25 protein-coding genes and 2 pseudogenes are annotated in these 25,844 nt (G+C 48.1%); 11 read left to right on the forward strand and 16 right to left on the reverse strand.

Features of this window, described 5'->3' with window-relative positions; genetic code table 11:
- Window positions 1-333 (forward strand): annotated as a pseudogene (locus Q0986_RS00415) (hypothetical protein); the annotation flags it as partial.
- 116 nt (window positions 334-449) lie between these two features.
- On the opposite strand, the gene Q0986_RS00420 reads toward Q0986_RS00415, so the two are convergent.
- The 6 genes from Q0986_RS00420 to Q0986_RS00445 form a co-directional block, all read right to left on the reverse strand.
- The gene (locus Q0986_RS00420) at window positions 450-1,010 is read right to left on the reverse strand and encodes a YdeI/OmpD-associated family protein (protein ID WP_299402185.1); all 561 of its coding nucleotides are present in this window, start codon (window positions 1,008-1,010) and stop codon (window positions 450-452) included.
- A gap of 145 nt (window positions 1,011-1,155) precedes the next feature.
- Window positions 1,156-1,884, reverse strand: a complete 729-nt coding sequence (locus tag Q0986_RS00425) for a GNAT family N-acetyltransferase (protein ID WP_299402187.1) — start codon at window positions 1,882-1,884, stop codon at window positions 1,156-1,158.
- A gap of 6 nt (window positions 1,885-1,890) precedes the next feature.
- Window positions 1,891-2,412: a DUF4269 domain-containing protein gene (locus Q0986_RS00430; protein ID WP_299402189.1), complete on the reverse strand. Its 522-nt coding sequence runs from the start codon at window positions 2,410-2,412 to the stop codon at window positions 1,891-1,893.
- A gap of 14 nt (window positions 2,413-2,426) precedes the next feature.
- Window positions 2,427-2,960, reverse strand: a complete 534-nt coding sequence (locus tag Q0986_RS00435) for an AAA family ATPase (RefSeq protein ID WP_299402191.1) — start codon at window positions 2,958-2,960, stop codon at window positions 2,427-2,429.
- 157 nt (window positions 2,961-3,117) lie between these two features.
- Window positions 3,118-3,570, reverse strand: coding sequence for a DUF6714 family protein (locus tag Q0986_RS00440; protein ID WP_299402193.1), 453 nt, complete (start codon window positions 3,568-3,570; stop codon window positions 3,118-3,120).
- A gap of 32 nt (window positions 3,571-3,602) precedes the next feature.
- Entirely contained in the window at window positions 3,603-3,902 is a 300-nt protein-coding gene (locus tag Q0986_RS00445; protein WP_299402196.1) for a hypothetical protein, read from the reverse strand.
- 431 nt (window positions 3,903-4,333) lie between these two features.
- Between Q0986_RS00445 and Q0986_RS00450 the strand changes: the two genes are divergently transcribed.
- The 4 genes from Q0986_RS00450 (at window position 4,334) to Q0986_RS00465 (ending at window position 8,429) form a co-directional block, all read left to right on the forward strand.
- Window positions 4,334-4,660, forward strand: a complete 327-nt coding sequence (locus Q0986_RS00450; protein WP_012163682.1) for a carbon dioxide-concentrating mechanism protein CcmK — start codon at window positions 4,334-4,336, stop codon at window positions 4,658-4,660.
- Between the two features lie 259 nt (window positions 4,661-4,919).
- Window positions 4,920-5,153 (forward strand): hypothetical protein, encoded by a 234-nt coding sequence (locus Q0986_RS00455; protein ID WP_299402202.1) that lies wholly within the window; start codon window positions 4,920-4,922, stop codon window positions 5,151-5,153.
- Window positions 5,154-5,564: 411 nt separating this feature from the next.
- Window positions 5,565-6,734: an FIST N-terminal domain-containing protein gene (locus Q0986_RS00460; protein WP_299402205.1), complete on the forward strand. Its 1,170-nt coding sequence runs from the start codon at window positions 5,565-5,567 to the stop codon at window positions 6,732-6,734.
- 9 nt (window positions 6,735-6,743) lie between these two features.
- The gene (locus Q0986_RS00465; RefSeq protein WP_299402208.1) at window positions 6,744-8,429 is read left to right on the forward strand and encodes an EAL domain-containing protein; all 1,686 of its coding nucleotides are present in this window, start codon (window positions 6,744-6,746) and stop codon (window positions 8,427-8,429) included.
- A 133-nt stretch (window positions 8,430-8,562) separates the two neighbouring features.
- On the opposite strand, the gene Q0986_RS00470 is transcribed toward Q0986_RS00465, so the two are convergent.
- The 5 genes from Q0986_RS00470 to Q0986_RS00490 form a co-directional block, all read right to left on the reverse strand.
- Window positions 8,563-8,937, reverse strand: a complete 375-nt coding sequence (locus Q0986_RS00470) for a DOPA 4,5-dioxygenase family protein (protein ID WP_299402210.1) — start codon at window positions 8,935-8,937, stop codon at window positions 8,563-8,565.
- Between the two features lie 76 nt (window positions 8,938-9,013).
- Window positions 9,014-9,610 (reverse strand): DUF6151 family protein, encoded by a 597-nt coding sequence (locus tag Q0986_RS00475; protein ID WP_299402213.1) that lies wholly within the window; start codon window positions 9,608-9,610, stop codon window positions 9,014-9,016.
- Window positions 9,611-9,695: 85 nt separating this feature from the next.
- Entirely contained in the window at window positions 9,696-10,070 is a 375-nt protein-coding gene (locus Q0986_RS00480) for a VOC family protein (protein ID WP_299402215.1), read from the reverse strand.
- A 117-nt stretch (window positions 10,071-10,187) separates the two neighbouring features.
- On the reverse strand, window positions 10,188-10,700 hold the full coding sequence (locus Q0986_RS00485) for a DUF1993 domain-containing protein (protein ID WP_299402217.1): 513 nt from the start codon (window positions 10,698-10,700) through the stop codon (window positions 10,188-10,190).
- A gap of 41 nt (window positions 10,701-10,741) precedes the next feature.
- A complete protein-coding gene (locus Q0986_RS00490; protein WP_299402220.1) occupies window positions 10,742-11,923 on the reverse strand; it encodes an aminotransferase class V-fold PLP-dependent enzyme in 1,182 nt (393 codons plus the stop codon).
- A gap of 614 nt (window positions 11,924-12,537) precedes the next feature.
- Between Q0986_RS00490 and Q0986_RS00495 the strand changes: the two are divergent.
- The 4 genes and pseudogenes from Q0986_RS00495 (at window position 12,538) to Q0986_RS00510 (ending at window position 14,982) form a co-directional block, all read left to right on the forward strand.
- Window positions 12,538-13,190, forward strand: a pseudogene (locus Q0986_RS00495) (hypothetical protein).
- 459 nt (window positions 13,191-13,649) lie between these two features.
- Window positions 13,650-14,141, forward strand: coding sequence for a hypothetical protein (locus Q0986_RS00500; RefSeq protein ID WP_299402222.1), 492 nt, complete (start codon window positions 13,650-13,652; stop codon window positions 14,139-14,141).
- A gap of 26 nt (window positions 14,142-14,167) precedes the next feature.
- The gene (locus Q0986_RS00505; RefSeq protein ID WP_299402225.1) at window positions 14,168-14,542 is read left to right on the forward strand and encodes a hypothetical protein; all 375 of its coding nucleotides are present in this window, start codon (window positions 14,168-14,170) and stop codon (window positions 14,540-14,542) included.
- A 17-nt stretch (window positions 14,543-14,559) separates the two neighbouring features.
- Window positions 14,560-14,982: a hypothetical protein gene (locus Q0986_RS00510; protein ID WP_299402227.1), complete on the forward strand. Its 423-nt coding sequence runs from the start codon at window positions 14,560-14,562 to the stop codon at window positions 14,980-14,982.
- A 111-nt stretch (window positions 14,983-15,093) separates the two neighbouring features.
- Here Q0986_RS00510 and Q0986_RS00515 read toward each other — a convergent pair whose 3' ends face one another.
- The 3 genes from Q0986_RS00515 to Q0986_RS00525 form a co-directional block, all read right to left on the reverse strand.
- Window positions 15,094-16,707 (reverse strand): glycoside hydrolase family 3 N-terminal domain-containing protein, encoded by a 1,614-nt coding sequence (locus Q0986_RS00515; RefSeq protein WP_299402229.1) that lies wholly within the window; start codon window positions 16,705-16,707, stop codon window positions 15,094-15,096.
- A 12-nt stretch (window positions 16,708-16,719) separates the two neighbouring features.
- On the reverse strand, window positions 16,720-17,136 hold the full coding sequence (gene rbfA, locus Q0986_RS00520; protein ID WP_299402231.1) for a 30S ribosome-binding factor RbfA: 417 nt from the start codon (window positions 17,134-17,136) through the stop codon (window positions 16,720-16,722).
- Between the two features lie 64 nt (window positions 17,137-17,200).
- Window positions 17,201-17,407: a DUF751 family protein gene (locus Q0986_RS00525; RefSeq protein ID WP_299402233.1), complete on the reverse strand. Its 207-nt coding sequence runs from the start codon at window positions 17,405-17,407 to the stop codon at window positions 17,201-17,203.
- A gap of 95 nt (window positions 17,408-17,502) precedes the next feature.
- Here Q0986_RS00525 and Q0986_RS00530 point away from each other — a divergent pair, with 95 nt between their 5' ends.
- Window positions 17,503-18,333 carry a DNA adenine methylase gene (locus tag Q0986_RS00530; RefSeq protein ID WP_299402235.1) on the forward strand — a complete coding sequence of 277 codons (831 nt, stop codon included), beginning with the start codon at window positions 17,503-17,505 and terminating at the stop codon, window positions 18,331-18,333.
- A 144-nt stretch (window positions 18,334-18,477) separates the two neighbouring features.
- A complete protein-coding gene (locus Q0986_RS00535) occupies window positions 18,478-18,801 on the forward strand; it encodes a hypothetical protein (protein ID WP_299402238.1) in 324 nt (107 codons plus the stop codon).
- 39 nt (window positions 18,802-18,840) lie between these two features.
- On the opposite strand, the gene Q0986_RS00540 is transcribed toward Q0986_RS00535, so the two are convergent.
- Entirely contained in the window at window positions 18,841-19,119 is a 279-nt protein-coding gene (locus tag Q0986_RS00540) for a hypothetical protein (RefSeq protein WP_299402240.1), read from the reverse strand.
- 74 nt (window positions 19,120-19,193) lie between these two features.
- The gene (locus Q0986_RS00545; RefSeq protein WP_299402242.1) at window positions 19,194-25,703 is read right to left on the reverse strand and encodes an alkaline phosphatase; all 6,510 of its coding nucleotides are present in this window, start codon (window positions 25,701-25,703) and stop codon (window positions 19,194-19,196) included.
- Window positions 25,704-25,844 lie beyond the last annotated feature (141 nt).

The raw sequence follows: 25,844 nt of genomic DNA on the forward strand, positions 1-25,844 counted from the left end.
TATTTCCCGGCTCATCCTCATGAAGGCGATATCGGCATTCCTGAGGGGGCGAATCAAGCGCGGGTAATTGCCACAGGCACCAGTAAGACAACGGGGAGAGCGTTTAATCTTGCGATCGCATCTGACCATACCAAAGATGAATCAGGAAATCGATTAGGCCGACTCGTTGCTCAGTCCACCTTTCATCATTTTGCCAATTACAACTGGAATATTGACATGGGCTGTCCTAGCTTCGTGGATGAACCCCCCAGTGATGGTGTGAAACAAAAGCCGGAGCATTTGCAGGATATCTACGCTTATGTCAAAAATCTGGCGTTGTGGTTAGCGCCTTAAGTCCGGTGTTGGGATACTGTCTAACTGAGGCTTTTCACAAAGGGTAGCAAGATTATATGCCTAGGAAGAAATAGATAACAACCTCGATACTTGCAGGTGATTAAAGGGTTAAACGTTTAACCTAGCCGCCCTCCGTCATTCCATTGACCAAAGCACTTGCCTGCAGCTGTCTTGGTGATAAAATTTCTTAGGCGTTTATCAAATTCTTCGGGCCGCTTCCGCATTTCTTCGATATATCCAATGCGGACTCGAATGTAGAGGTCCGGGAACGTCTGGAAATGTGTCCATGCGTTTGGTTCAGTCTTGATGGCCGTCATGATGTCATCGGCAACCTCAAACGGTAACGACAGATCGGGCAGCTTTTGCAGTCCTGCTGGAGTCATCAATCCCAGCTTTATCAGGCGTCGAGCGCGCTCTTTGTTGAGTTCAGTCCAGTGGCTGCGTGGACGACGAGGCGTGAATCGCTGGGCTTTTGCGACGGAAGAAATGCGTTTGGCAATACCGTCGATCCAGCCAAAACAAATAGCTTCTTCAACGGAGTCTAGGTACGAAACTGTCGGGACTTCAGGCCGATCATCCGAGAGCAACCAAATCTCAGATTCGGATTCATGATTTTGAGTGAGCCAACCTCGCCAATCTTTTCGGGTAGTGGCTTTGAACGTTACCGTTACCTGCATAAATAAACGGACAATGTTGTCGAACTACTGTTAATCAGAGGGAAAGCAGTTACTGTTGCTAGAACCATAGGGTCTGCAAACGACTATAGCGTTCTTCTAACATCGATTCAGAGGTCATTCTCACCAAAGATTCGTCGTTTAGTTCCTAACCAGATGTTGCGTTCACTGGCATATCTAACTTGCGATTGAGAACCCACAGCTGGTCGACTTCAATAAAACCTAACTTGCGAGCTAAATTCAGCGATGCGATATTACTGTGGACTGCTCCCCATACTGCTGTTTTGGAACGTTGAGTCATGATGCGCATCATGGTTAAGACTGCGGCAGAGGCGAAACCCCGACGACGATGTGTTTCGACCGTATCAATGGAGATATCCCAAAGCGTCTCAGTTTCGGAGGCAATGTAGACAAAAGCAACCGGGAGATCACCGTCGAGGGCCGCCAAAATTTCCTTGCCCTCTGCTGCCACATCAGCTAGCTCATGTCTTAACTCAGCCTGCAGGTGCGATAAGGACGTGACTTCTTCTCTGGTTAGCCAACGACAAGGGTAGCTAGGCTCAGGTATAGTTCCAGCACAGGCTTGGAAAAGAGTCGCTTGTTCTACGTTGATATGCTTTAGATGTTCTCTCACGTAACGGATATTTTCTGGAAACGCTAGCACGTCTTCACAATCTTGGACTGCCTGATGCATTGCCTTTGGGGCAGGTTCGCCGACGATGGCACCCAGGTCATCTTCTTCACTCCAGACGACGAAGTTCCTGAAATCTTCACCCATATATAAAGACCCTGACCAGGATAGAAGGTCACGGGTTTCCACCCATCGTGGTGTATCGGGGAGCGTGTTACGGCATCTGAGTTTAAGGTCGTTGTCCATAGGACTTCACTGGAGTCTGGTGTGGATGAGGTGTTTCAAGGTACGATGGCCAATCTGTTCCAGTTCCAACAAGGCAATATAAGGATCGCCTGCTAACCCAAGGATGTGGGCAAAAGCAGGTTCCGTTTTGATGCCCCTTTGTTTGAGCTGCTGTACTGCAATTCTAAGGTTTGGCTCCAGTTCAAGTAGGCGTTGCTCTATTCGGAAATGGCGAACGCCCCACTGCTGCTCCGTCGGGATAGCTTGACAGAATAATTCGATCTGCCATCCCATAGAATTGAATTGAACCATCACTGAAGGTAAATTCTGAGCGGCAAAGTCATAGCACCGATAGTCATCGAACCTGCCAAAATTCTCATGAGAACATCTGCGAAACAGCGATAGATCTTGCGCTGAACAAGCAATATCAATATCACTCGTAGAGACATCGATACCCAATGGTGGTGTACCAATGACACAGGGATTAAAGTCCTGGAGGATTCGAAGCAAGTCGAGGTTCTCAATGACAGACTCAAATTGTGATTGCATTGGTGCTGGACCGATTACGGTGCTAAAATCCCCCTCACTGCCTCGACAATCGCCAGCTCATCCAGAAACTGAGAGTTATCTATTTCTAAATCCCAGGGAAGATTCACTAGCAGCGCCCGCTCATTAATTTCGTTTAATCTGTGGTCTAACACAGGAATATGGGCTGATGCATCCCTCGTCAGGACTCGCGCAATACAAGTATCCAAGGGAGCTTTCATATGAATAGTGAGCACACGGAAGCCTTGATACAGGGCAGTTAATAGCTCTGGAAAGGTATGAGCTGTGCCGGTTGACTCAATACAGAGCGTGGAATGAGATTGAGCTAACTCATCTAACTGATTTAACACGATTTGGAATCCTTTTTTCTCCAGCGGAACACCTGACAGCTCTGGGTCTTGCTGAAGTAACTCAATAAATATAGGTTCAACCCTTAAGAACTTTACCGCTAGATGTTTCTCTAAAACACCACCGACAAATGTTTTCCCAGATCCTTTTAATCCCACTAGCAGCAATAAGTTACAGGATATTGTATTGGCAGATAAGTACATGGCATGGATGCTTCTTTACTGATAGGAATCAACGAATATCAGAGCGCTGGACTAACAGTGCTATCTTGCGAAGAACTTTGAAAAGCAGTTCACTCCAAGTGTGGCAGAATTCTCTGGTGTCTATATTAAGCAATGCGAGTGTATTGCTCTTATTAGATTAAGGCTGCCAATATTCACTGAGTGCCATCCGAATAGCTGGGTGGTCAAATTCATATTCGTCTCGATCCAGGCACCACTCCAGATACATCACGATGGCTTGTCTTTGCACGGTATTGAGTGCCGTTAACTTAGATTTTGCGTAATCATCTAGCTGCGTTAAATGAAACAGCGGATCATTGACCTGATTGTATAGACTGGCCACGATATAGGCAGGCAAATGAAATCTCATTCCCTCTGCATCAAAAAAAGACAGGCTGCTGTGACATCTCTGTAAATCCTCATAGCTCAGTCGATGCCATTTTTCTTTCTCGTCCTTGTCGCGATTTCGCTTCTGTATTGCCTCAGTTTCATAATCGTCGATGGCTTGGGCTTGCCATAAACCAATACCTTCACCCAGCGTCACTTCAGCAAACGCAGACCTGATATGGTTCGCGACGATGTCTTTGTCCATGAAACTTTGGGGTCCATATAATTGGGTGACAGCTATAGCTTGTGCCAGCGTAAAGGTTTAGTCTTTTCGCGGACGACACTTCCTTTGGCCTCCAGATCCAACTGCACCGTTTTCGCCCACCATCCTGACGTTTGCCCCTGAGGAAACAGATCATCAGGAAGATGCGGTTTAACCTGCTGCTGAATCTCCTTTTGGGTCAGACCCGGTGGCTGATTGGGCAGGATGTGTAGCAATGCCACTTTCATCGCTGAATATTTGGCTGCATTGACCCGAGTCACCTGACCGGGAACATTAATATTTTCGACTTCAAGTTTCTCGTTTTTGTTAGCCATGTCGTTTACCCGCAGCAACCAATTGTGGCTCAATAATTTTTCACTACTATAGGTGAAGTCTGCGACTGTTATAGCTCATCGATAAAAGTAAGCCCAATCCTCTTGATGCATAACATTCTATTGATACTTTGCAGATGAGAGACAAGATGACTCTAAAAATTGCTTTCATCGATAGTGGATCGCTAGCGTCACTGTTGCTGCATCTGACTTCAACGACGTTGTGATTGAATGTCAGTCAAGAAAAGATAGGAACACTTCTTAGGTGATGCTTTATGCAGGTCATAACTTCATATTCCCTGGTCAAAATTTAAATTGATCGTTCTATCGGTTTGACCTTTGAGTATCCGTTTAGAGCCGTCTGATTTGGGGGGCAAGCGCTTTTGAAAAATTTGTCTCTAACCCTGTTACAGTAATGTTTTAGGACAAACATCATGCCACAGGCAGTTGGAGCATTAGAGACCAAAGGATTCCCCCCTGCTTTAGCTGCAGCCGATGCGATGGTGAAAGCTGGCCACGTGACCTTCGTCAGTCTTATTCAGTCCTGTAGTGCACGCTTTACGGTGAATATACGAGGTGATGTTTCCGCGGTCAGGATGGCTATGGATGCTGGGATAGCAGCGGTCAATAAAACGTCTGGTGGTTTGCTCGAAACTTGGATCATCATTCCTCGTCCCCATGAAAATGTTGAAGCAGTTATGGATATTGAATATAACGATGAAGTGGAAGAGTTTCGCTGTGTAGTGGAAGAAGCCGTTTAAACTTTATGGTCAATTTCCTTCACTAAACCATTGCCAGCTCCCTATGATTGACGACCAACGAGCCAAGTTTTGAGTAGGAGCACATGACCCATATAAAATATGTATAAGGTCCGGTTAGGTCTTCTTTAAAATCTCACTTCACAAATTCCAAGACGTTTTAACCCCCATTCCCCTCATCGCCCACTCAAGGGTTTTCGATCTCTATATGAACAACAAACCCAGAGCCCTAACTTTCGCGGAGCGAAGCGAGCAGCATCAAATGACGAGTATTTTGCAGCGCTGCCTACAACAAGCCATCCATCTAGACGATCCTGTCCCCGCCCTGCACGACTCCTTACAACTCATTGAAGATATGGATATCTTTCAAGACTTTGATTGGCAAATTATCGAAAACGCACTAGAAGACGTTCTTAAAAAGCGGCAAACTATTCAGGGTGCAGCATCCATAGCCGCATTGGAGATCACGGGACTCTCGATACAACACCGTCTCTAATGCATGAATATGAACTAGGCCAAAGCCTACAGACCTGATATACCCTCATCGCCTCAGCATTGATTTCGATACTCGACCTGTTCTAATCTGGCACAGGCAAAAGCGATGACTATGGAGGTCGCCTTAATGCTAGTAAGGATGCATTGTAGGGGTGAACAAACCTCCAAACTACTAGCTTTTTGGCACATCACACACTCTGGCAATACCCATTAAAGGTATCTGCTCCAGCAACAGCTGATCGATAAGATCCCTGATGTTTGGGTCGATCCGCTTTGGCTGAGGGGCTTCGACAAGCGGATAACGACGGTCTGTGGTGCTGGTCTATAAAAATAGTGTGTCGGATGGATGAAGGGCCTTTGTCATTGGAGTAAGCTGGTTGATAGGATCGGCTAACGTCAGTAATGCTCAGCAATGAGAACCTTTTCGCCTTTAGATATCGAAGAACAGACGACCGAAACCTTGAGTTACGCTCAGAATAACGGCTGGTCGAAACCTTTTCCAGACTTAGATTCTGAAAATACCCTGGTTGTTGTATTCGCGGCTCATGAATACTGGGACTCACCCGAGCCATTGCTAGAAATCTGCAATTATTTTCCAGAATCCAAGATTATCGGCTGTAGTTCGCCAGTCGTGATTTGTGATGGATCGTTACTTGAAGGTGCGATCGCAGTCGGTATCATCCGTTTTGAGACTACCCAAATCCGACTGTCCGCTGCAGCAGTCAATAATTTCGAAACCTCTCGAACCGCAGGCCAACAGTTGGGCGAACAATTGACGGATCCTGACCTTAAAGGGGTGCTGATTTTTGCGGATGGTGTGACGACAGAAGCCACAGAGCTAGTGCGAGGTTTGCAAGAACGGTTACCACCCGAAGTGACCATTGCTGGCGGTTTGGCAAGCGGCCATACCCTGGATGACACCTGGATGATTTGCGATGGCGAACTGCAACGATTGCAGGCTTGTGCCGTCGGTTTTGTGGGGAATCGGGTAGAACTGACCCGAGCCACTGGAGGCGGATGGCGATTGATCGGAGCCGAATGTCAGGCGACGCGAACCGTCGGTCGAACGTTATACGAACTCGATGGCGAACCTGCCCATGATGTGTACCAGCGACAGGTGGGTAACGAAGTCGGATTTGGGTTGCACGAGTCCTCGACTCGCTACCCCCTGACGATTCGGCTACCCAGTCTAGAAATGCAAATCGTTCGCGATGTCAACCGCTTTGATGAAGCCTCTGGAGCCATTGAATTGGCAGGGGATATTCCTGAAGGCGTGACGGTTCAAGTGATGACCACCACTGCAGACGACATTTTGGATGGGGTTGACGAAGCGGTCGAGCGCATGAAGAGCAAAACCATCCTGCCCCAGAACAATGCCTTAGCCATTTGTGTCAGCTGTGCGGGTCGGCGCACGGTCTTGCTAGAGAAGACGAGGGAAGAAGCGGCCCTTGCCTATGATGGCTTGGGGCATGGGATTCATCAAATTGGCATGTATGCCTTCGGCGAAATTTCAACGACCTCATCAGGGCCGCCACAGGTGCATAACGAGACCATCACGATGGGGCTAATACGAGAGTATTAGGGATTGACCATGGCTATCCAACCTGTTCCCGACCATCGGTCTAGTGCACTTAGCCGCATGCTTAAACGGCTGATGCGTCGGCAAGGGGTCACGGCGGATGAAGTTCCTACTCTTTCCGGCTGGACCAATTTTGTCTTAGCGGTCAATCAAACTATCCAAGAGTTCACGGCCAATCGCGAACTGTTAGAACAGTCTGTACAGTCAACATCGCTTAAACTCAAGCAGGCCTACGAAGATCTCAAGAGTGAATCGAGTTTACGTTTAGCCCAGGCAGACTTGCATCAGCGGGAACTAGAGAACCTCGTGCAGGCAAGAACTGCTGAACTCCAAGCCGCCCAGCTCCATCTCGAACAAATCAATAAGCGCTTGGAATATGATGCCACCCACGATGACTTAACGGGGTTGGCGAATCGCAACCAATTGATGCGGGAGTTAAATCGGTGTGTAGCTCAGCTCGGCACGGATGCAGATAGGGGGCTGTGCTTTTTCTTTATCGACTTTGATCGTTTTAAGCAAATTAACGACCGGTTTGGTCACCTTATGGGTGACAAAGTGTTGATTCAGGTTGCCAATCACTTATCCACGTTGGCAGGCGATGCAACCTGTCTGGCTCGTTTGGGGGGTGACGAATTCGTGCTGCTAACGGGTCCGCTGACGGTCGCTGACGCCTACAAACTGGCCCAGCAAATCACGGCTACCTTTGCTCAACCCCTGCGCATCCGCGAGACCGAAATTTCCATGGCGGCGAGTGTTGGTATCGTCTTAGCGGATGCATCCTATCAATCCGCTGATGACATCGTTCGGGATGCTGATATTGCCATGCATCGCGCTAAAGCAACGGGAAATTGCTATCAATTCTTCGACGAAAGAATGCGGACAGAGTATTTAGAAGGCTTGGAACTGGAACGAGAATTAGAAACCGCTGTGCGGGAGAAACAGTTCTGCGTCAATTTTGAACCCATTGTTGACACCCATCAGTCCGACATCTACTCGATTGAGTCGCTAGTGCGCTGGATTCATCCCGACAAGGGCATGATCTCGCCCGGTCGCTTTATTCCCCTGGCAGAAGAATTAGGACTCGTGATAGATATCGACCGAATTGTTTTCGAGCAAACCTGTAAACAGTTTCGTCAGTGGCGGGCTAGCGGCATCACCCGCCCTCAACAGAAGTTTAATGTCAATCTTTCCTGTGGCCAGCTGGAGCGATCCGATATTATCCCCTTCCTCCTCAGCACCATCGATGTATCCGGTATCAGCCCCCACGACGTTGTGTTGGAAATTACGGAGAGTTACTTGCTTGCAGATTCAGCACTGGTGATGAAGAATCTCAATGAAATGAACGAGCTGGGATTTAGCATTTTTGTGGATGACTTTGGAACGGGATACTCCTCCCTGAGTTATCTCGCCAAGTATCCCATCCACGGCATTAAGATTGATCGAAATTTTGTCAGAGACCTGGCAGAAAGCCCGGCAAGCAAAGAGTTGATTCGCTCCATAATTGCCATGGCCGATGCGTTGAATCTGCAAGTGGTGACTGAAGGGGTAGAAACTCTAGAACAATTGCAGATTATGACGGAGCTGGGTTGCCGCTATATTCAAGGCTTCTTATTTGCCCGTCCGATGAATGCCATGCAGGCCGAAACATTTTTAGTGGATCAGCCCTATCGGGAAGTGAGTGCGATCGCATCTGTGTAGCACTAAAACCCCAAACTCAGATTGAACATCAGTAGGGTGGACGCTACATCTCAGTTCCCCCAACATCAGCAACCCAAACTCTGGGACTGCTCTGGATAGGCGTCCTACATGCTTTACACATCAATAAAATGATTCAAGAAGATACGTCAGCAACCAATCCTTCAACTCCGAAGACGGATAAATTCAGGGGTACAGGGTCGCCTAGCCAGGATGCATGGGTGGTGTGATCGGCGAGATCATTGCCAGTCAGTGCATGGACAAAGATCGTTAAATGATCCCGATGATCGTCCAGCCACGGAATCAATTGATCAAACTGAGCCTTACTAAAGGAAAGCTGACAGCTCCATCGAGGATGTGGCCCCACTAACTTTTGATGAACTCGCCCCACTTGAATATCGAATAACTCGCCTGCCTGGTGGCACATTGAAGATGCCATCTCCACAGAGTGGGCATCGAAATAGACATGCGCGTGATATTGATCGTAGGCGTTTGTAGGTTGTTTCGTCATTGGAAAGGAATGAATTGAAATAAGACTTCCAAAGTAGACTCGATTGATTGACCGCTATGACGAGTTGGGAGATCTCTTAAACAGAGTTCATGAGGTCTTCGTATTCTTGAGGATTCAAGATTTTGGGATTGGTGATGGGCATGCCAGAGTCAACCTCAAAGAAGGGGGTCTGTTGGTAACTCCCATCAATGCGTGCCTTCAAGATCATCCGCAGATTCCGAAGAATCGTTTTCACTTGCCCAGTTTGTTTAGGTTTAGGGTCTCCTTTGGCATTCGCCGTATTGACGTTTACGCCTTTAGAATCGCAAATATCATCTAGTTTGACGCCAGAAGCTTTCAAGCAATTATGAACCACACCCATAAATGACAGTGTATGGCTCGGTAAGGTAGCACCAATGGGGGTGTTGCAGCAATTAGCATACCAACGCAATAACCCCGATTCTGTTAGCCGCATACAGGCCAAATATTCTGTTCCTTGAGCAAAAGAGATATGTTTCGGGAGCATTTGAACGATTTCCAGGCCACCGCGGTGATCGAGCATGTCATCACTTCTGCCTAAGAAGTGGGCAAAAGCCTGACAGTCCCGACAGTAACAAGTTACCCGATGGATCGATGCAGATTCATCAATACTCCCTTGAACGTTTCCACATTGACACTGGATTGGATAGGCCATTCTCTACGTCTCCACTGAACTGAGCAACATTACACGTGCGATTTAACGAGATGCATCATAAGGGTGGAATTGACAAGTGTTCGAGCTAGACAGCCTTGGGAAGCACAGCACAAAGCTCAAGCGCATGACCATCAGGGTCTTCAAAGTAAACTGACTTTGCTGGAATCCAGTCGTGGATGATGGGGCCATCCAGCGCGATGCCCTGTGCACGAAGCTGCTGTGCGGATTGCTCGATCTCTGATTCACCAACAGTGAACGCAAAGTGTTGGGTGGGCCAGTGACCCTGGTCTTCTTGCAAAACGATCATCCCAGAAGTTTCCCCAGCTCTAAGAAACAACCAGTTCCGCCGTTCATCGCGAAGCCCCACTTTCAGGCCAAGGAGCTGACAATAAAAAGCCTCTGCAATAGCAAGGTCGCGGACTCGGATAGCGACTTCATAAACACCACGAATGGGAATCATCGACTGCCTCCCTAGGGATTTTTCCCATCCTAACAAGGCTGGCGAATACCCCCTTAATAAATCAGTCACGTTCTTAAAATAGGCATTCGTCAATACCCACATTCGATACCGTCGGCTTTATCCTTGCTGAACCAAAGGAACTAAGTGCATCATGTAATCCCGTTTGCCAATGGGAACACCTACCATCCGCAGAATGTCGTAAGCCGTGACCAGGTGGAAGTAGAAGTTGGGTAAGAGGAATTCGTTGATATAAGCACTACCCAATAGTTCGAGATAGAGACTATCCCCTAAGTCAATCCGCATGATTTCAGCGAGTTTTTTGTCTTCAACCTGAACACCCACCAGCATTGCTTGAGTATTAGCGATGTGCTTATAGGCTTGGGCGAGGGAGGTGACTTCTGGATCAAGATTATTCACAGGTTTACCCTCACACCAGAGGGCAAAGTTGCGAGGTTGATTGCAAGTGAACGCAATCTGGGTACCAAAAGGAAGCATATCAGCCACAATGCGCTTTTGCAGAAACGATTCGTCATCTCTAAAATGCGTCTGAGCGGTCTGCAAAAGATGCTCTAGCGTTGCTAAACGGCTGTGGAAGAGAGTTGGAATTGAATCCATTGTCTGACTGGGCATATTGTGCTCCTTCAAAACTAATTGGGAGACTAAAATTACAATTAATCCAGGGTTTGCTCAATGGCTTGGACGAGTTGTTCCACTTCAGACTCTAAGGTCAGGTAATGGACACAAGCTCGGACACAATTGGGATCGGCGATCAAGCGCACCATGATGTTTTGGCTCTCTAGCTGTTGGACAAAGGGACGATGATTGCTGAGGCCTTCGATTTGGAAGGCCACTAAACCAGATTCAGGCGCAGATGTTCGTAAACAAGTAATTTTAGGAATGGTACTCAGCATTTCCCATAATATTTGGCTGAGATGCAAAATCCGGTGATAGCGCTCGGTCGGTGTCCCCCATTCTCGCAGCAGATGAATTGCTGCTGTTAGCCCCGGAAAGAGGGGAAAAGCAGATGTGGCCACCTCATAGCGACGACTATCGGGTTTCCAACCTGTGGGTTTACCTTGGGCATTCATCTCAATCCCACGCCAGCCAATATAGGTGGGTTCTAAATTGTCTAAAGCGGCTGGTCGAACATACAGTCCACCCAACCCATCAGGGCCACACCACCACTTATGACCTGTAAAGGCATAGAAGTCGACATCCAGCTCATCCAGGCTCAGGGGTAAAACTCCCACAGACTGAGCGGCATCCACTAAGATAGCGGCAGCGGGAGCGGCTTGCCGACAGGCTTGAGCCATCGTTGCCAACGGTAAAACTTGACCTGTATTCCACAGAATATGACTGATCACTACTAGACGAGTATTGGGTCGTAAATGCGCCATCATCACGGCAGTGGGATCGCCACCATTCAGGGTCGCCATCAAGGGAAAGGTCGAGACTTCAATCCCGAAGCGATGGGTTAGCTGCTGGGAGGTGGCGATGACACTGGGATGCTCACAGTCTGAGAGTAAGAGATGATCACCGGGTTGCCAGGGGATGCCCCACAGGGCAATATTGCAGCCACTAGAGACCGATTCTGTCAGAGTGATGGTGTTGGGGGAAACGTTGAGTTCAGTTGCGATCGCACCTCGAGTTTCCTCCACTTTTTCCGTCATCCAAGCCAATGCCCCCCCGGTAAACGGGCCAAGCTCTTGCATTTGAGTATAGGCAGACTGAATTGCCGCTAAGGCAGGTTGAGGGAGAGGGCCTTGGCCACCATAGTTAAAATAGAGCTTGTTTGCTAAGGCCGGAAACTGCTGTCGATATATCTTTAACGCGGGCTGTTGATAGGTTGCCATAGCGATGTCTTTTGTCTCAGCCTTAGTATCTACAAATTTAGTTTAATTTTGATGTTCACATCCATCCATGCACGCTAAAAAAGTTTGTGCACCTACATAATGCGCATCTTAATAGGCTTCAAAACTTTAAACTAGGTAGCCCTAAACAGCAATACTCTCAAATGAGTGGAGACCGATCAGTCAAAATAATGCCCCTATGTCTCATAGGATTGCTGCCATTCATATTTCATCTCCATAAAATACTATTTCCTTAGACTGAGCATATTTTTAATTAAGCTTCTAGACTCAATCATATTGATCAAGTATGCCTTGTAGATATGAGTGTCAATGGCTTATCAGAATGAATAAGCATAAGCTAAAAAGAATCCAACTTCAAAGAGTTTCATATATATATCTAAGAGAAAAAACTAAGCATCTTCACAGCTTATATAGTTGGTTTTCGATATCAAAATTACAAAATAATCAATATCACCAATCGTCATAACATCAGAACCAAATTTTTTGTACAAATAACCACTAAAATTTTATGGCCAACCAAGACTGTAGATCGGGAGCGTGCCACTTTTTTGAGAGGAAAATGATACTTGCTATTGAAATGATCGCTCCTATTCGCTATAACACCAGCAGAAAAACAAACATTCAAAGCCTGCGTCACACGCACTTCAGAACTGCTGTATTAAGACTCCCAAGCTCAATCTTTGCCGATGAATATCCTAGCAGAGATTCAATCTACCGTTCGGACGCAACTCTAACCTGATGTATCTCCACAGATGGTTTTTTTATCGACCAAGTTAGCCCACCGGAGGCCGGAGAATATCGACAGACCTTAAAAAGTTAAAGAGTCGACCTAACCTCTGATCAAGACAATGCCTGCCTACGTCTGGCGGTGAATCGATTCCAGTTTGCGTCCAAGGTTTACTGTCTTGGCGATAGTCATGCTGGGATCTGGGAACTCTACCAACAGATGGGACTCTTAACAGAACAAGCACAGATCCTAGACTGGTTTCACTGGATGGAGAATTTGCATACGGTGGGTCACTCAAACAGTTGCAGCAAGCTGAAACCTTGCTGTGGCCAGGGAAGATTGATCAGACCATCAAGAGCGGATGCCTCCTATGGTTACTCTCAAGCAGAGGAGATCCCTGTAGATCTGGTGCGAGTCGCTTGTGAAGCCCATTTCTCGCACCAGCATGTCTCTAAGGTCCTGGCTTATCGCTGTACCTATCTCAATCGACAGCGTGACTCTATGTTTCTCTCAAAAAGGTGACACGCTCCCCTGCAAATCATCCTAAAAACATCTATAAGTCCTTAATAATATAGATTTCAGTAAAAAATATATTTTGGAATTATGGAAAGAACGACGGAAGATTTTCATCTTTTGAGAGAATGTTCAGACTGTACTGAGAACCATTGATTGGGTCGTGGTTAAAGCATGTAATACCAGAGAATTTACTTTGCTTTTGGGAAAGTAAAGCGCGCCCAAAATCGATTATACAAACAATTCGAATTTACTGTATAAATAGTTTTCATAAAAACAAAATAATACTTATATATAAAGTCAAACACAATATATACACCTTGAATAATTTATCCGTAGTATCACTGATTAACACTACGGATAAAGCTGATATATTCAACAAAGAAATAACTTAAGTCTTAAAAATAGAAATAATCAATATTCTTTTCAAAGATTAAATACTTAAAAATCAACGGTCAGTAAATCCCAATGAAGAATCTAAATTCACTACTCTTAGGGATATCCACATTATCTCTAGTCTTATATCCAGCTTCAGCTAATGCAGCTGAGGTTCCTCTAACTGCAACAGTACTTGATACTTGTGTTGTTACACCTGGAACACCTGGAACCATGACCTATGATACGACTGACCCTAATAACCCTAGCTTTGAAGAAGGCACTGCTAGCACCTTTACTGTTTTGAATACTGCACCTAATGCAATTGTAACAATTGCGCCTCCTGCTAACTTTTTCCCACTCGTATCTGGGTATTTAGGCACCCCTACTTTTTCCTATCGAGTTAGCTTTTCGGGTGATAATACAACATCCGAAGTAACAATTGATAATAGCAATAACCATTCAGAGACGCTTGCAGCTCCAGGTCTAAATACGGGCACTCTACACTCAAGTGCCACCACAAGTGGTGGAGCATTTACAGCTGGATCCTACACTGTGATTTACGACGTAACTTGTAGCTACTAATGATAGAAGCACTACTTTCAAGCTTTTTGGTTGCACAACAGATCGCACCGAGGGCAATTAATCGTACATCCATCAGCCAACAGGTTACTTTCTCTGTTCAGGTGGGCAACCCCACTAAAAAAACAGGCCAGTTTTACGTAGATCCAGTGGCAATGACAGCAGATGGCGTACCGTCCATGGAAATTGAACAGGGCATTCGCTTATCTGCCAGAAAAGTCACTCTACGCTCTGGAAAACTTCGGCGGGTCAATGCTGTAGCAGACATGAGTGGGTCTGATCGGACCTTCTTTGTCTGCACATCCCCCGCAGAGCCCACCATCATCCACCCAGGCAGCAGTACGAGCCACAAGCTAGGAATTCGTGCCCGGGCCTGTTCTCGGGTCAATCTTAAGCAAAAATAGGTAAGGGAAAACCTAACATGGGGAGAAGACTAACGTTAGCAGTATGGATTGTGGTAGGCGTTGCCCAATGGGGCACTGTTGTGCATGCCCAATCATTCCATTTCCCCACAGTGAGTGGTAGGACTTCTCAAGAATCTATTTCTACTCCAGATGGAACCGTGTGTACCCAAAATACATCGGGGAGAGCGAACCTCAGCATGGGCGTTTATGGCGATACGCGTTCTTCTGAGGATTATGGTCTTTCTTCTGCTACTTCAGAGAAGGGAGATAACTTTGGAGGATTTGTGATGGTGAATGTTCCACTCGGTGCACCTCGCCGTCTCGATTGTGCCAGTCTCCTAGAAATTGAATATGAAAGAGCGAAATTGCGTCTCAAACGCGAGAGGTTGGAGTTACTAGACCCGACAGAGGAAGAAACGCAAAACCCCATGTACAAATAGAATGCACCTTGTCGTTACATGGCAATGCGTACTCTTGGGTTCCGTATGACATGCTTCTAAGCTCTCTACAGGTTAATCTCATGCAAGCCTAGCCCCTAATCTGGCGAGCCTCTAATCGGGTAAAAGCTGCTCCAAGACTAATGCTTGCGCCCTTGGCATCTGGCCATAACTAAAGGCGTAGGGAATACCCGCTGGCAGCAAAGGTTGGAACTGCTCTAGGGCATAGGGACTCCCATAGATGACCAGCGCCTGTAATTGATTTGTGCTCACCAAAAACTCAAACCACGCTTGGGCTTTACTACTCAACTGGGCACTACCCCGAAACGGATTGCCTCGGATAAATAACTGCAAAAATGTGGGTTGGGGTGCGGTCTCTGCCCCAGTCATCTCGGGTGTATTGCCATCCACAATCTGAACTTGATAGCCTTGTTTTCGCAGTCGATCAATTGCGGGCGCTTTGCGTCCCAAAAAGGTGCAGTCTAATAAATCATCTACAACAATTAAAGTGCGGGCACGCTCAGGAACAGTGGTGATCTGGCCATAAATCACATTGGAGTCTTTGAGAATCGTCGTAGCAGTGGCAATTGCCTCCCTCGTTCCTAGTCGATCCAAATCAATATGCGAAGGGGGTTGCGTTTCCCAAGCATGTTGATAGCTCGTATCCTCGACTGCGTAGGTTGTGATTTTCCGTTTGGCTCGCCAAATTCGCTCCACTGAGGCTTCGATTTGCGCTAAGGGAATCCGTCCTTGCTCCACGGCTGCACACACCGCAGCGATCGCACCTGGCGGATCCGCAGGCATCATCAGCACATCGGCCCCAGCGGCTACTGCTAACACCGCTGCTTCATTGGCACCGTACTGATTGGCAATCGCTCCCATCACCAGTGCATCCGTGACGATCAGGCCGTCAAACCTCAAGGCTTGGCGAAGTTCTCCCGTCAGAATTTTGGCAGACAGCGTAGCGGGATACTGAGGGTCTAAGGCGGGTATCAATAAGTGGGCGCTCATCACGCCATCCACATTGGCTGCAATCGCCGCCTGGAAGGGGAGGTATTCGGTTTTATGGATGCGATCGCAATCATGGGGAATCACCGGCAAGTCTAAATGAGAATCCGTGGCCGTATCGCCATGTCCCGGAAAATGCTTAGCGGTTGTCAGGACTGGGTAGGGCTGGGCTCCTTGGATAAAGGCTGTAGATAATTGGCTGACTAGTTCTGGTGTTTGTCCAAACGCCCGCACATTAATCACTGGGTTTTGGGGATTGTTATTCACATCCACCACTGGAGCCAATACCCAGTTCAAACCGATGGCTAAGGCTTCTTGAGCTGTCCAAGCGCCCATGGCCTGAGCGGATTGTTGAACCTGCTCGATGGTCGCTCCCGATTGAACCATCCCTGCGAGAGCCAAAGGCGGAGGAAACCAGGTTGCCCCCGAAAAAAGTTGTCCGACGCCTTCCTCAATATCCGCCGCTAGAAACAGGGGGATTGCGGACCACTCTTGCAGTTGTTGACAGCGACAGGCAATCTCTCCAGCGCTACCGCCGAGCAAAATCACCCCACCCACGCCTAAATCAGTGAGCCAATGGCGAAGCACCTCCGCATTGGGTTCCCAACTGGGATATTGAATTTGATGATCGAATAGGTAGCCGGAGGCGCGGACGACCAACATTTGAGCAACTTGTTCTGGCAAAGACAGGTAATCTGGCTCTGGCAATAAATGAGTCAAGAGTTCATCCCACTAGAGATCAGCGTCTAAAAATCCGACAGGAGGCTTTTCGGTTGAGGCAGCAGGCTTATTCTGGCGCTCATGATCGAGTTTATGAAGCAACGACAGCACCTGATTGCCTTCTTCAAAAGAGCGATCTTCACAAAAAATGACTTCTGGAGTACGGCGAAGATGGATGCGATGTCCCAATTGTTTGCGAACGTAACCCGTGGCTGATTCTAAACCGGCCATTGTTTCTGCTCTAGCTTCATCGGTGCCATAAATGCTGACAAAAATCTTGGCATGTTGGAGATCACCCGATAGATCCACAGCTGTCACGCTAATCATCCCGGATCCGACTCGATCATCTTTGATGCTATGCAATAACATTTGGCTGACCTCGCGTTTAATTAATTCGGCAACGCGAGAAACCCGTCGTCCTGTAGCCATTTGTTTTTACTCCTCCATCTCCCATGAGATGAAACCGCTAACAGATCAGTTATCTCCCCAACGCCTAGTTTACTGGAGTCAACCCCATCATGGCACTGAGGGTAAAGCTGAGAAATGCAAAGCCCCCGATAATCACACCCAGGGCAGCAATGCCAGTGACCGGATTCTTGGCAAATCCTTGCAGGGGCTTGAGTAAGGTCCAAAATACCCCAACGACAATCGCCAGAAAAAATCTGGGATACGAGGAGAGTTTCTTAAAAAAGTCACCCATAGTTAATTAGTCGATATATATTATTGATTTCTCGGATTCACAGGATTGATCTTAACCCAAAGCCTGAACCGTCTACACCATAGGGTTGCCCATTAATGCCTAGTCCATTACCGACTCAAGCGCGATCTCCCGCCCGTCCGTTTCTCAAATGGGCAGGGGGCAAAGGTCGATTAATCACTCAATACAACCCCTACTTCCCTCAGCATTTTCGCGCCTACTATGAGCCTTTCTTAGGCGGCGGTGCTATCTTTTTTCATTTACAGCCAACGCAGGCTGTTTTATCTGATATCAATCCTGAATTAGTAAATGTCTACGCCTGCATTCGCGATCAGGTCAATGATGTTTTGGAGCATTTGGAAAAGCATGCCTACCAGCATGGTCATGACTACTACTACCAAATCCGTGCCCTAAATCCATCCACACCAGCCGAGCGTGCTGCTCGATTTATTTATCTCAATCGCACCTGCTTCAATGGTCTATATCGAGAGAATTCTAAAGGGCAGTTCAATGTACCAATGGGGCGCTACAAAAAACCCAAAATTTGTGATGCAGTGCTGCTGAAAGCTGTTTCTGAGGTTCTCCAGCCGGTTCAGATTTATCAGCAGCCTTTTGAGGCAATGTTGGCTGTTGCCCAAACCCAAGATTTTGTCTACTTCGATCCGCCTTACCACCCCATCAGTGCCACGAGCGATTTTACAGCCTATTCACGAGGGGCGTTTACGGCAGAGGATCAAACGAAGCTAGCCCAGGTCTTTACTGAATTAGCACAGCGCGGGGTGCAAGTGATGCTATCAAATTCTGATTGTTCTTTTATCCGCGACCTTTATCAGGATTTCAACATTTATTCGATTCAAGCGGCACGGGCCATCAACTCCAATCCTCAAAAACGCGGAAAGATTACTGAGGTATTAGTCACATCCTGGTAATCACGGTGGATCGATCAGGCTACTCAGGATTCTCATCAACCCTTTATCGTCTATTCAGCAAATTACCGGGACTCACCCAGATCGCCATCATGCCAGCTTCAGATCCGCCTCGTACATTAAAAGCATTGAAGTTGGAGAACAGACATGGAACGCACTCATCACATCGCTGTCTTAGCCGGTTTAACCGTTCTCGGATTAGGTATCCTTTCGCCCGCTACTGCCGAAACCACCACTGTTACCCGAGGGCCTAATGGTGCCACTCACCTTGTCAAGGTAGACCAGATTCCTAATGATGCGCAGGTCCGACCCAACAACCCGGCCCAAGGCTTTCCTGACATTGTCGTTCGAGGTGCTCATGGTGCCGCCCATATTGCTCGACCCAATACAGTACGCCCAGCAACTGCTCAATCTTCAGACCCTGTACAAGTAGTTCAGCGAGGGCCTAATGGTGCAGCCCACCTTCGCTAACTGAGACATGAACACAAAACGCTATTGAACCGATTAACCTCACACACGCAAGAGCTGATTTTCAGGCGACCTCACCCTGCTAATCAGCTCTTTTTTTGCATGTTGGTTATCTGGGTTTGGTAAGAGTGCTCGTTCCACATTGCGAGCAAAGCAAGAGCCAAGAGCAAAGATTTTGGCGTCAGGAAAGATCTGAAAAGATGGGGGCCATTCCAGTATCGTTACGCCTTGAGAGATGCGATCGCACCCGGCATCTCGTCCCTTCGGCCAACATTGGGGAAGCCCCTGCGGCTTGGGTCTGCTGATTCGCTGTTGAGACATGGATACCTCCTAAACAAGAGAAAACGAGAGGTTGATGCATAACTCAAACCACCTCTCGTTACTCATTCATCAGATCAGATGGACGCCACATCTGGCGCTTCTAAAAAGGCCAATTGGCCTCCTTGCACCAAATTGGCATCTTCAATCACCCCATCCACCAAACTATGGGCTTGGACATCTAATATCATTAGGTCACCAGGTGCTTCATCAAACAACTCCGAAACATCTAAGATACCGGACGTTTCCCAATTGCCCAGATCCGACGAATCACTATCCGATTGACCAAGGGGCAATGCCGATCGATCCACTTGAGCTACACGGGTTAGCTCACCCGAATCAGGATTGAGCTTCCAGATTGAGGTTTCTTCGCCAGAAGCCAAGCCAAAATCATCAATGCTACGGTCCTCTTGAATATAGATATGACCATCATCCGCCCAATCTAAGTTGTCTGGACTCCGTAACCCAAAGTCGGGTCCCTCAAATTGCCCTGCACCTGCATCATCCCCGTCATAAATGGCATTGACTGCCGCCGTCAGGGGCGTGCCGTCGGCACCAAAGCCCACGTCAATGATATAGGTGGTCCCCCAGCTATCCGAGGGAAAGCGGCTGTCGCGCCCTGTAGAGGTCAACACAGCTTGAGCACCATCTTCAGGATTGGTGGCCACATCCTCCGGACGGGAGAATTGAAAGGCACCCACTGCCTTAGCCAGGGCATCCTGCTGAGCCTGAGTGGCGAACCCTTGGCTGTCATAGCCTAAATTATCTTGGATATCACCGTCTGCGTTAGAATCAACAGCCGTATCGGCTTGAGCCGGATCATGGAAGGGAATCTCTACCCAGCTACCCGCAAGAGTCTCAAAGGTGCCACTATACTCCTCTGGTGTAGTTTCACCACTGTTAGCCGCCCAAACATACAGCTGTCCCCCAACCAAACCATTCCGTTCCAGCAGACCCGCACCATCACTAGTGTCCTTAGTGCCCACATACATCAACAGTGGAGCTGCTTCACGATCATCACCGATCAGTAACGCAACTTTATCAGTGGTGCCGGTATCCAGCTCGGTAACATTTTCCCAGGCAGCTCGTCCCATCCAGGGAACAGCATGGAGGGTATTGGTCGCTGGATCAAGAACAAATTCAGTGCCTCCAAAGGCTTCTTCTCCTGTAAAGAAGAGGCTATCTGTTAACCCCCGTCCCTCTCCAAATTGCTCGGCTTCAATATAATGGGCGGAGCAGAGGCGATTGATGCCTCTAGCATCTAGGTCAGTAATGTCATCAACGACTTCACCCGCACGATTAATGATGGTGTCATAGGCCAAGCCAGTGCCAACCACTGCACGACTCGTCTTGTCAATATCGAAGTAACTGACTCTAGCGCCTGTTAGCTCAGTGCCATTGGCCAGCGTATACCCATAGCCGTCCTCACTCACTAGCTCATGATTGGCTAGTATGCGCACGGTACTGTCATCCAGTTCGAAGGCACCGAGGCCATCCAGAATCCCTGGTGGTGTATAGCTATCGTAGGTTTCACCTACCGTAAAGACAGGATCAACGGTGTAGCCTTCCAGACCAGTGACTTGAGCCGGTTCAACAGTATCAAATGCTGTACCACTGGTGCCCACACGATCTAGTCCTGCTAGCCCAACCCGTGGATCTAAATCTAAGGGGGCATCTAATTTAATCTGGATAATTTCGTTATTGTCGATATCTGGTCCTCGACCGACAGAGAAGGGATAGTTGTTGTCATTGGCCACCAGAAGCGTGTCTTCATCTAAGACAAGCACATCCTCAATCGTGACAAAGGGAAACTCAAAACTAGTGTCGCTGTCTCCATTGAGGTCATTAGGGTCTCTGATATTCAGTAAATCAACAAGCTCTTCCTTCAGAACAAACCCGTTTTCATCGACCTCAGACAGATTCACCTTAAAGATTTTCTTAAAGGCTGCCTCTTCCCCTTGGTTGTTGTCCCGCTCAATCACGAGATATTCATCAGTATTCACTACGGTGAAGTCACCAATGACATGGCTGGCATCGTCCAATTGATAGCGCCCTAGAAGTCCCTGATATTCACTAGAGGCTGCATCAAATTCGTAGATGCGAAGTGAACCGTCTGGATCTCCTTCTACGGTGCCCTCTAACATCGGGTAGAAGGTTTGACGATCAGGACTAATGGCCAGACCTTCAAAACCATTGGAGCGAGGAAGATTAGCCACGGCATCACCGGACTGAACCTCTGGATTTTGGGGTGAACGCACTTGATCTGCTACTAACTGATCTCGCACCTGATCGCCCGTATTGGGGAAATCGGTAAAGAAACCATCGACGCCAATATCAACCAATTGCTCAATTTCTTGTTCAGGCGTTTGGGGGGTACCATCCGGATTAAGGGTTAGGAAGCGCTCTTCATTACGCAAGGTGTAAGGATGAACTTGAAGACCTGCATCATGCGCATCCTCAACAAAGGAGGTGACTTCGCCGGTTAATTGGGTGGTAATCTCCGCTTCACCATCTTCATTGCCATCTACTGGAGTGTCTAGTTCCTCTCGGAGCAAAAAGTTATTTTTCCAGGGACCCGCTCCTTCTGCATACCGCTCACTGATTAGTTGCAGAAATTCAGGACTATCGAGGTCACTGTAGATGGTGTCCTCAGATAAGGGGTTCTCTGCCGCATCTAGGAAGTCTTGCCCATAAATTTCTGTCAGGTTGTTCCGCTGCTGAACGTTAAAGCGGATATCAAAGGGAACAGAAAAGGTTTCCTCAGGATTCGCGCTATCGGTGGTGTTGCCGTAGAGCTGCACCAGGGGAATATCCCCCAGCCCTTCTGCATCTAACAGTTTCTGCAGTTCAATCAGATTTTGGAATTCAAAGGATTGGATAAACAGGCGGTTTGGATCTGTAAACCCAGTTTCCTTGAGCGTGTCAATCAGCTTCTCTTCTAAGGAAAGTCCCTGTAAGTCAAAAAAGGTGGGATGCTTGGTTTCTGGATAGATTCCTACCGCTTTGCCCGTTTGGGCTTCCACCTCTTGCACCAATTCAATGATTTCCTTAAAGGTAGGAATCTCAAAGGCCCCATTGAAAGCTTGAGATCGGAAATCACGAGACTGCACCGCTCGTAACTGCTTGATTTCGTCTAAGGTGAAGTCTTCGGCAAAGTAGCCGGTGGTTTCCACCCCATCCAGAAACTTGGTGGATTGTCGATCAAGGCCGAAGACCTCAGCCACGTTGGTGGTATCGTCTAGAAGCGGTTCGTGACGAGCAATTAATACGCCATCTTTGGTGGTTACCAAGTCCGGTTCGATGAAATCAGCACCTTGTGCGATCGCAGTTCGATACGCCTCCAAGGTATGCTCCGGCAGTACACCACTAGCGCCTCGGTGACCAATCACAAGCGGATCTTGGCCGTTAAGGGTATTAAGGTCTACTGGATTGGGAGTGGGAATGGGAGCATCCACGAGGGTTCCATTAGCATCAAAGTGCAGCAGATAGGGGCCAAACTCTTCACCAATCCAGATATCGCCCTTACTATCGAGCACAAAAGACTCAATATCAAAATCAGCTCCAGTCAGCAACCGTTCTGGTGTCTCGCCATTCTGGATATCAAAGGGAATCAAACCCTTGGGGTCACTGAGCTGAATAAACGCTTCCACCTCAACACTGCCATCACCCCCTTCAGAACCGGCAAAATTAGGATCAACTTTGTACAGTCTGAGCAGGTAGTCAGCACTGTTTTCTTGAGAACCAAAACCATTGTCAGATAGGAACCAGAAGCTGCCTTCACTATCCGCAAACTGGACACCGCTGAACCCCTGAACAGGCTGTCCATCAAAGGGACCCGTGCGACCGTTGGCATCAATGGGATTACCTTCGCCATCGTCATTACCCGCAGGCGGGCCTTCGACCAAGGTATCGGCAGGTAGGGACGCAAAGCCTTCTAGCCCACCTAAACTGACCTCTTCAGGGGCGACCCCAAAGAGTGTCTGATACATAATCCGGTACATATCCGTATTGTCTACGGTTGAGGTCAGCAAGTCGGAATTTAAACCGTAAGCTTTGGAAACAATACTTCCCGCCACATCGGAGGTGCTGACATAACCCAATCCAAACTCAAAATTGTCCCCATCAGCGTCGGGGGCACCTGTAGAGAAGGGTGCGGTGTCATTTCCTGTGGTTCCATCTAGTGGGACTGGAATACCATCCGCCTCATCCCCAAAGGAGGCCAGGGTCGATTGCACCCCAAGGGTGCCAACGGTATCGTTATCGGAACTGACGTCCACGACTTCTAGCCCCCCGGCATCGCTATCTGCAGCCGTCAGGACTAACGTATTCGGATCGACGTTGTTGACAAACTCTTGGGCCACTCCAATCGCTGCATCTGCCCGTAATACGGCTTCAATGGTGCCTGCACCATTGTTGTTGTTAGGGAAGTTATCTGATCCTTCCTCTTCTAAGACCACAAAGAAGCCGTTTTTAGCTTGGGTGAACTTGTCCAGTCCCACTGTCGTCTCCAACATCTCGGCGACGGTGGGAGGATTCTCATTCCCTGGTTGGCCATAAAGAATCAGTTCACCGTTCTCATCCACGAATCCTTCTTCCACTAAGCTGGCTTCAGAAGTGTCGTTATAGGTATCTTCCGCCGCAAAAATACCCAATACCTTCTCCGTATTCGCAGGTAGGTTCTCCAGGTCTTCTCGGGTATAGACCACGGTGTAACCCATCGCTTCAGCTTCAGCAATCAAGTTACGACCATCTTCGCGAATCCCTTCTTCGCCAAATCGGCCAACGGTGCCCACCGGCAGGTAGTGAATCTCACCCCCACCCATAATCACATCCACCCCAGATTCAACAATTTCTGCGGTGATGGTGGTGACATCGCGACGACTGTCCGCATCTGCTAAGAACACCCCCGTTCCCGGTTCTGCGATAAAGCCAGAATTAATCACCGCAGTCGGTTTCCCAGCTGCGATCGCTTCTTCCATAACAGTGGTCCCTTTCTGCCCAGAAAGAGACGTATAGGGATTACCGTTCGGGTCTAACCCATAGCTCCCGGCAAAGGGTTTGATGCCAAAGGCATGAACCACCGCACCGCCATTGGAAGTAGACACAATCTGATCGTCCATATGGCCAAGGTAGACCCCAGCATCGGTCATGTTGTCCCAGTTGAGCCGACCATCTGGGCCTTCAGAGGCAAACCGAGCTGCCGCATAGTGGGATGGACTAGTGCCATCAGGATGAATAAAAATGACATTACCCGTATCTTGAGTCGGTGCTGGCGGTGGGGTGATGTTATCGGGAACCCCTGAAGGTGGAGCTAAGGCTTGATCAAATAGGGTTTCATACATCAACCGATAGATGCCCGTATTATCCACTGTGGCCGGTAGCTTTTCAGCATTAAGGCCATAGGTTTTGGAGACAATACTGCCTGCCACATCGGGGACACCCGACCAACCCACACCAAATTGAAAATTATCACCATTGGCATCCGCTGCCCCCGTCTCAAAAGGAGTCGTGTCAGCACCTGTCGTACCATCTAGGGGGATAGGGGTCTCAAAGGGAGGCTGAACCTCAGTGGTTCCCACGGTTTCCTCAGAGACATCATCGACTTCTAAACCACCCCCATCGCTATCAGCCGCAGTAATGAGTAGCGTGTTGGGATTAACGTTATCAATATAATCTTGAGCCACACCAATAGCTTCATCCGCTCTTAATACAGCCTCAATCGTCCCTGCAGCGTTGTTGTTATTACCAAAGTTATCGGTGCCTTCTTCTTCTAAAACCACAAACGAGCCATTTTCGTTATTCTTGAACAGCTCTAGGCCGAGGGTTGCCTCCAACATTTGGGCAACGGTGGGCGGATTTTCATTCCCAGGTTGGCCATAGAGAATGAGATCACCCTGCTCATCCACCAGCCCTTCTGCTGCCAATGCCCCTTCTGGCAGATCGTTATAGGTATCCTCGGCAGCAAAAATCCCTAGGACTTTTTCTGTGTCTGATGGCAGACTCTGCAATTCTTCTAGGGTATAAACAACGGAATACCCCATTCCCTCTGCTTCTTCGATCAGGTTCCGTCCATCCTCACGGATGCCTTCTTGGCCAAATCGTCCCACTGTGCCTGTCGGAAGGTAGTGAATTTCGCCACCCCCGAGAATGGCATTGACTCCAGATTCAACGATTTCTGCGGTAATTTCAGCGACTTCACTCCGACTTTGGGCATCGGCCAAAAACACACCCGTTCCAGGTTCAGCAATAAAGCCAGAATTGATGACTGCTGTGGCCTTTCCAGCAGCAATGGCTTCTTCCATAATGGTCGTCCCTGGCCGCCCTGATAAAGCGGTATAGGGATTTCCGTTTTCGTCTAAACCATAACTGCCCGAAAAGGATTTAATCCCGTAGGCATGAACCACTGCACCCCCATTAGAAGTAGCGACGATCTGATCGTCCATATGACCGAGATAGACCCCAGCTCTGGTCATCTGGTCCCAGTTCAATCTGCCATCAGGTCCAACGGAGGCAAAACGACCCGCAGCAAAATGTGACGGGCTAGTGCCGTCAGGATGAATGAAAATTACGCTATTACCTTTGTTCATAATGTGTAAATTTCCTTGTTTAACAAGAAGAGGCACAATTCCATAAATCAGCAACACCAACAAAAGCTGAGATCAACAAACACCAGAAAACTGCCAAGTTGCCGTCTCGTTGTGCTTGCTACTCAGCTAATCTCTTTTGCT

Source organism: Acaryochloris sp. IP29b_bin.148, assembly GCF_028285565.1.
Classification (GTDB): Bacteria; Cyanobacteriota; Cyanobacteriia; order Thermosynechococcales; family Thermosynechococcaceae; genus Acaryochloris.

Bases quoted from the DNA above. Each gene is read 5' to 3' on its own strand.
- Q0986_RS00420 (WP_299402185.1), bottom strand. From the start codon at position 1,010: ATGCAGGTAACGGTAACGTTCAAAGCCACTACCCGAAAAGATTGGCGA.
- Q0986_RS00425 (WP_299402187.1), bottom strand. From the start codon at position 1,884: ATGGACAACGACCTTAAACTCAGATGCCGTAACACGCTCCCCGATACA.
- Q0986_RS00430 (WP_299402189.1), bottom strand. From the start codon at position 2,412: ATGCAATCACAATTTGAGTCTGTCATTGAGAACCTCGACTTGCTTCGA.
- Q0986_RS00435 (WP_299402191.1), bottom strand. From the start codon at position 2,960: ATGTACTTATCTGCCAATACAATATCCTGTAACTTATTGCTGCTAGTG.
- Q0986_RS00440 (WP_299402193.1), bottom strand. From the start codon at position 3,570: ATGGACAAAGACATCGTCGCGAACCATATCAGGTCTGCGTTTGCTGAA.
- Q0986_RS00445 (WP_299402196.1), bottom strand. From the start codon at position 3,902: ATGGCTAACAAAAACGAGAAACTTGAAGTCGAAAATATTAATGTTCCC.
- Q0986_RS00450 (WP_012163682.1), top strand. From the start codon at position 4,334: ATGCCACAGGCAGTTGGAGCATTAGAGACCAAAGGATTCCCCCCTGCT.
- Q0986_RS00455 (WP_299402202.1), top strand. From the start codon at position 4,920: ATGACGAGTATTTTGCAGCGCTGCCTACAACAAGCCATCCATCTAGAC.
- Q0986_RS00460 (WP_299402205.1), top strand. From the start codon at position 5,565: ATGAGAACCTTTTCGCCTTTAGATATCGAAGAACAGACGACCGAAACC.
- Q0986_RS00465 (WP_299402208.1), top strand. From the start codon at position 6,744: ATGGCTATCCAACCTGTTCCCGACCATCGGTCTAGTGCACTTAGCCGC.
- Q0986_RS00470 (WP_299402210.1), bottom strand. From the start codon at position 8,937: ATGACGAAACAACCTACAAACGCCTACGATCAATATCACGCGCATGTC.
- Q0986_RS00475 (WP_299402213.1), bottom strand. From the start codon at position 9,610: ATGGCCTATCCAATCCAGTGTCAATGTGGAAACGTTCAAGGGAGTATT.
- Q0986_RS00480 (WP_299402215.1), bottom strand. From the start codon at position 10,070: ATGATTCCCATTCGTGGTGTTTATGAAGTCGCTATCCGAGTCCGCGAC.
- Q0986_RS00485 (WP_299402217.1), bottom strand. From the start codon at position 10,700: ATGCCCAGTCAGACAATGGATTCAATTCCAACTCTCTTCCACAGCCGT.
- Q0986_RS00490 (WP_299402220.1), bottom strand. From the start codon at position 11,923: ATGGCAACCTATCAACAGCCCGCGTTAAAGATATATCGACAGCAGTTT.
- Q0986_RS00500 (WP_299402222.1), top strand. From the start codon at position 13,650: ATGAAGAATCTAAATTCACTACTCTTAGGGATATCCACATTATCTCTA.
- Q0986_RS00510 (WP_299402227.1), top strand. From the start codon at position 14,560: ATGGGGAGAAGACTAACGTTAGCAGTATGGATTGTGGTAGGCGTTGCC.
- rbfA (WP_299402231.1), bottom strand. From the start codon at position 17,136: ATGGCTACAGGACGACGGGTTTCTCGCGTTGCCGAATTAATTAAACGC.
- Q0986_RS00525 (WP_299402233.1), bottom strand. From the start codon at position 17,407: ATGGGTGACTTTTTTAAGAAACTCTCCTCGTATCCCAGATTTTTTCTG.
- Q0986_RS00530 (WP_299402235.1), top strand. From the start codon at position 17,503: ATGCCTAGTCCATTACCGACTCAAGCGCGATCTCCCGCCCGTCCGTTT.
- Q0986_RS00535 (WP_299402238.1), top strand. From the start codon at position 18,478: ATGGAACGCACTCATCACATCGCTGTCTTAGCCGGTTTAACCGTTCTC.
- Q0986_RS00540 (WP_299402240.1), bottom strand. From the start codon at position 19,119: ATGTCTCAACAGCGAATCAGCAGACCCAAGCCGCAGGGGCTTCCCCAA.
- Q0986_RS00545 (WP_299402242.1), bottom strand. From the start codon at position 25,703: ATGAACAAAGGTAATAGCGTAATTTTCATTCATCCTGACGGCACTAGC.